Origin of the sequence: uncultured Novosphingobium sp. (assembly GCF_964277725.1) — a bacterium.
Classification (GTDB): Bacteria; Pseudomonadota; Alphaproteobacteria; order Sphingomonadales; family Sphingomonadaceae; genus Novosphingobium; species Novosphingobium fluoreni.
In genome coordinates this window covers 1-5176 of sequence record NZ_CAXYKL010000131.1, presented here as the reverse complement: position 1 = coordinate 5176, position 5176 = coordinate 1, and the positions used below count along the sequence as shown (strand labels likewise).

The window sequence follows — 5176 nt, the reverse complement described above, 5'->3', positions numbered from 1 at the left end:
ACGTGCGGCGTCTCGGGATAGGCTTGGGCGAAAGCGGCGCGCGAGGCGGGGGGGAAGACGCTCATCGCCCGGAACCTTGGCGGGTCTCGTGGCGGACCAGCTGACGAAAGGCGAAGCGGCGGGCGGCGCCGCCGATGGCGATCGAGAGCCTGCCGATCTCGCGCCGCTCACGCCAGATGTGGTCGATCATCGGATGGTCGGCGGCGGCGCAGCTGTCGGTCCAGGCAATGTCGGGGTTCCCCAGGATCGCCAGGTTTTCGCGCTGGAGCAGCACGCCGGGGGAGAAGCGCGCGAACCGCTCGTCGAATGCGGTCTTGAAGGAGAACGCGGCGGGCGGGCTGAGGCAGGTGGCAAGCATGGCGATCGGGCGGCCTTCGAGGGAGAGGGTCAGCCGCTCGAGGCGGCCGCGAGCGGCAGCTCCGGCGAGGCTTTCGGCAAAGAGCGTGGCAGTGGCGGGGGCGCTGGCGAGGGCCGAGCCGGCCTCTCCCTTCCAGCCGGCCTGCTCGAGGCGGAGGAAGTCTTGCGTCCACTGGTCGAGCCCGTCGGCATCGGTGCGGCGGGCGAAGGACACGGCGCCTTCGTCGCCAAGGCGATTGGCCTGGCGGCGCAACTCCTTGCGTTTCTTGCCGGACATCGAGGCATCCCAGTAGGCCTCTGGCGAGAGGTTGGAGACCAACATGGCGCGCTCTTCCCGCTGGACGACTTCGCACTGACGGCGCTGCTGGGAGCAGACGTCAAGCAAGGCGGTATAAAGTGGCCCGTCGAGCGGAAGGTCGCGCAAGTGAAGGAACAGGGCGGTGCCGGCGTTCTGGTCCGCCCAGCGCAGCAGAGCTTGCCAGAATGCTCCCTCCGACCCGGCCGCGACGAGCGGTGCGCCGCAGAACATGTTGGGGTGCAACCAGTTGCTGAGGTGGGGGAAGGGGTAGCGATAGTAGTGACTTGGCCGCGCGATCGGCAGCATGCCCGCCAGTTCACCCGAAATGTCGAGCCGCAGCAGGTTCACCTCGGTCTGGTCAGACAGCAGATGCAGCGAGGGGAGGAGGTACCAGCTTTCAAGGAAGGGATTGGGCTCGATGGCACAGGCCGCTAGGGCGTCCCACGAGCGGATGGACTCTGGATCGGAGAGAGCGGCGCACGGCACCAGGCGTAGCGACGCGCCGGCGTTCTCGTCCTGCTGCTCTACCGGCTGTGTCGCCACCGTCTGGTTAATCCCGTCGCCACGCGAAGGATCGTCGCGCGAAGGCGGGCTATCAGATCGCGGTCAAGAGCAGGCTAACATGGTTGGTTAAGAAACCCCGCCCGCAACGTGCACGGGCGGGGTAGTTGGCTGATCAGCCGTGACCGGCCAGAACGGCCAGCAGCAACAGCGCCACGATATTCGTGATCTTGATCATCGGGTTTACGGCGGGGCCGGCGGTGTCCTTGTAGGGATCGCCGACCGTGTCGCCGGTCACCGCGGCCTTGTGCGCCTCGGAGCCTTTGCCGCCGTGGTGACCGTCTTCGATGTACTTCTTGGCGTTGTCCCACGCACCGCCGCCCGACGTCATCGACAGCGCGACGAAGAGGCCGCTGACGATCACGCCCAGCAGAAGGGCTCCCAGCGCGGCAAAGCCATTGGCCTGCCCGGCGACGAAGGTGATGACGAAATACACCACGATCGGGGCCAGCACCGGCAGGAGTGACGGAATGATCATCTCCTTGATGGCCGCTCGAGTGACGAGGTCGACCGTGCGGGCGTAGTCAGGCTTCTGCTCGTACGTCATGATGCCCGGCTTTTCACGGAACTGCTCGCGAACATCGACCACCACATCGCCTGCGGCTCGGCCAACGGCGGTCATGCCCATCGAACCGAAGAGGTAGGGCAGCAAGGCTCCGAGCAGCAGACCTACGATGACGTAAGGGTTCTCCAGGCTGAAATTGACGGTCAGCTCGGGAAAAAACGCCTTCAGGTCATTGGTATAGGCAGCGAACAGCACCAGTGCCGCAAGGCCGGCGGAACCGATCGCATAGCCCTTGGTGACGGCCTTGGTGGTGTTGCCCACAGCGTCGAGCGCGTCGGTCTTCTCTCGAACAGAGTCGTCCAAACCCGCCATCTCGGCGATGCCGCCCGCATTGTCGGTGACGGGTCCGTAAGCATCGAGTGCGACCACCATTCCGGCTAGGGCCAACATGGCCGTGGCGGCGTAGGCGATACCGATCAGGCCGGCGAGTTGATAGGCGACGACGATGCCCGCCACGATCACCACGGTCGGCAGCGCGGTCGCTTCCATGCTGATCGCCAGGCCCTGGATCACGTTGGTGCCGTGGCCGGTAACGGATGATTGCGCGATCGAGCGCACCGGGCGGTACTGCGTGCCCGTGTAGTACTCGGTGATCCAGATGATCAGCCCGGTGATCGCCAATCCTACCATCGAACACCAGAACAGGTCCATACCGGTGTAAGGATCGACACCGACCGGCGCCATCATGTCACCCTGCCGGATGAACCAGATACAGCCGTAGATCGCGGGGATTGAAAGGATCGCGGTGACAAGGAAGCCCTTGTACATCGCCCCCATGATCGACTGTTTGGCACCCAGCTTGACGAAATATGTGCCGATGATCGATGTGATAATGCACACGCCACCGATCAGCAGCGGCAATGTCATCATGGCAAGCAGGTAAGCGCCAAGGCCCTTCACCAGCAGTGCGGTCAACACCATGGTTGCGCCCACGGTGACGACATAGGTTTCGAACAAGTCTGCGGCCATACCCGCACAGTCGCCCACGTTATCGCCCACGTTGTCGGCAATGACGGCGGGGTTGCGCGGATCGTCTTCGGGAATGCCCGCCTCGACTTTGCCGACGAGATCGGCGCCGACGTCCGCGGCCTTGGTGAAGATACCGCCGCCGAGCCGCGCGAAGATCGAGATCAGCGATGCCCCAAATGCCAGTGCGACGAGGCCATCGACGACGGTGCGGTCTGCCGTGCCGACTTCGTAGCCGGCGATCGCCGTCAGGTAGTAGAAGAAACAGGCGATCGCGAGCAGAGCCAGCCCTGCTACCAGCATGCCGGTGATCGCACCGGCGCGGAAGGCCAGGGTGAGGCCCTGCTGCAGGCCCTTCTGCGCGGCTGCCGCTGTGCGCACGTTGGCGCGCACCGATACGTTCATGCCGATAAACCCGGCCACTCCCGATAGGATCGCCCCGATAGCGAAGCCGCTGGCTTGCACCGGCCCCAGTGTCACGATGATGATGAGAGCGACGACGACACCGACGATGGCGATAGTGGTGTATTGTCGCCGTAAGTAGGCTTGCGCACCCTCCTGTATGGCGGCGGCGATTTCCTGCATCTTTTCCGAACCGGCTGAAGCGCCGAGCACTTGTCTACTGGTGACGAAGCCGTACACAACGGCGACCAACCCCAGGACGATGGCAATCGTGATCAAATTCACGCAGCATCCCCTTTCCCTTGTTTATTATCTTATTCGGCAGCATTTTTTTGCTGCTCGGACACTAGGGCTATAGGGCGGCCGGGGGACTGGCAAGGGGTTTGCAAAAATGCAATGTCAGTGCTGAAAACCAAGATGATCGGGGAGCGGCACTGGCGCCGCGTTATGGAGCAGGGTCAGGCCTTCACCTGACCCGATTGCCCCTACTTTGTAGAGAACCGCGTCTTGCTCCTTGGCTGCTGCCATCAGCAGCGCTTCGTGCGCTTGGGGCGCGGTGAAGAGCAGGCAATAATCATCGCCCGCCGAAGCTGCGGAAATGCGGCTTTCTAAATCATCTCCCACCGTCTGAAGCAGCGCCGGCGACAGAGGGACTTTGTCCAATTCGATGATGGCCGAACGCCCACTCGCTTTGGCAAGGCGCTGCGTATCGATCAGCAGGCCATCCGAAATGTCCATCATCGCGCTGACCAGCGGGGCGAGGGCAAGACCCAGAGCTACGCTTGGCCGAGGTTCGCGATAGGCGGATATCAGGGCGGCCTGGCTGGCTTCGTCCGCCTGAAGTCGCTCCTGCAGCAGCGCCAATCCCAGTCCGGCATCGCCGATCGTGCCGCTCACCCAGATTGTGTCCCCGGGATTGGCACCGCTACGCGAAGGGACGCTCACGCCCTCAACCGGTTCTCCCAGGGCGACCAGTGCGAAGCTGCGGGTGGAGCCGGAGACATGACCGACCGTGTCACCACCCAGCAGGGGAATCGCGAAGCTGCCGCAGGCTTTCTCCAGCCCGGTCAGAAACCGCGCGTTCCATGCCGCATCGTTCGAGAGGGCGTAGGACAGCAGGCATCCCCTGGGTCGCGCGCCCTTGGCGGCGAGATCGGAGACGTTGGTCGCCACCAGTTTCCAGGCGACCGTTTCGGCGGGATCGTCGGGCAGGAAGTGGATGCCCTCGACGATCGTGTCCATGGTGAGGACCAGTCGGGAGCCACCGATCGGCAGCACCGCGGCATCATCGGCCAGGCCCCGCGCCGCGTCGGACGTGGCGATGGCGCGCAGGGAAGCGATGAAGGCAGCCTCGCCGCTCACCGGCACGGCAGCGGGCGCCCGTTCAACGGACCTGCTTGGCGACGCCGTCCAGCACGCCGTTCACGAACTTGGTCTCACGCGCGTCGAAGAAGGCGTGGGCCACGTCGAGATATTCGCTGATCGCGCTGGCGGTCGGAACGTCGGGGCGAGCAATCAACTCCCAGGTACCGGCACGCAGGATCTGCAGCATCGTGCGGTCAAGGCGAGGGAGGGACCATCCCTGCGCCAGCTTGGCCGAAAGCAGCCCGTCGATCTCGTCACGCCGGGCGATCACGCCGGTTACCACGTTGTCGAAAAAGGCGACCTCGGCCTCGGCGTATTGGTCATCGTCGATCTCGGCACCCAGACGATGGCGATGAAACTCGTCCAGCAACTGGGCTTGCGGGGTGCTCTCCATCTCGAACTGGTAGAGCGCCTGGACCGCGGCAAGGCGGGCGGCGGCGCGGCCTTTGGTCTTGGACTTCATATTCCTAGTCTCGTCTCGATAGAGCGTGCGTGCGCGGGCAGGCCTTCCGCTTCGGCCAAGGCGATGGCGGCTGGCCCGATCGCCTGAAGGGCGCGCTTGTCCAATTGGATGAAGCTGGTGCGCTTCATGAAATCCAGCACTGAAAGCCCCGAAGCAAAGCGGGCGCGACGACCGGTGGGTAGCACGTGATTGGGCCCGG

5 protein-coding genes are annotated in these 5176 nt (G+C 64.2%); all 5 read right to left on the bottom strand.

Features of this window, described 5'->3' with window-relative positions:
- Window positions 1–61: 61 nt before the first annotated feature.
- On the bottom strand, window positions 62–1198 hold the full coding sequence (locus tag ACHWRX_RS07830; RefSeq protein ID WP_394658766.1) for a GNAT family N-acetyltransferase: 1137 nt from the start codon (window positions 1196–1198) through the stop codon (window positions 62–64).
- Window positions 1199–1331: 133 nt separating this feature from the next.
- Window positions 1332–3434, bottom strand: coding sequence for a sodium-translocating pyrophosphatase (locus ACHWRX_RS07825; protein WP_394658765.1), 2103 nt, complete (start codon window positions 3432–3434; stop codon window positions 1332–1334).
- 114 nt (window positions 3435–3548) lie between these two features.
- Window positions 3549–4511: a thiamine-phosphate kinase gene (gene thiL, locus ACHWRX_RS07820; protein ID WP_394658764.1), complete on the bottom strand. Its 963-nt coding sequence runs from the start codon at window positions 4509–4511 to the stop codon at window positions 3549–3551.
- A gap of 22 nt (window positions 4512–4533) precedes the next feature.
- Complete coding sequence (nusB, locus tag ACHWRX_RS07815; RefSeq protein ID WP_394658763.1) at window positions 4534–4977, bottom strand: transcription antitermination factor NusB; 444 nt, start codon at window positions 4975–4977, stop codon at window positions 4534–4536.
- On the bottom strand, window positions 4974–5176 hold a 203-nt coding region (locus tag ACHWRX_RS07810), incomplete at its 5' end, for a histidinol dehydrogenase (protein WP_394658762.1). The genes nusB and ACHWRX_RS07810, both read right to left, overlap by 4 nt.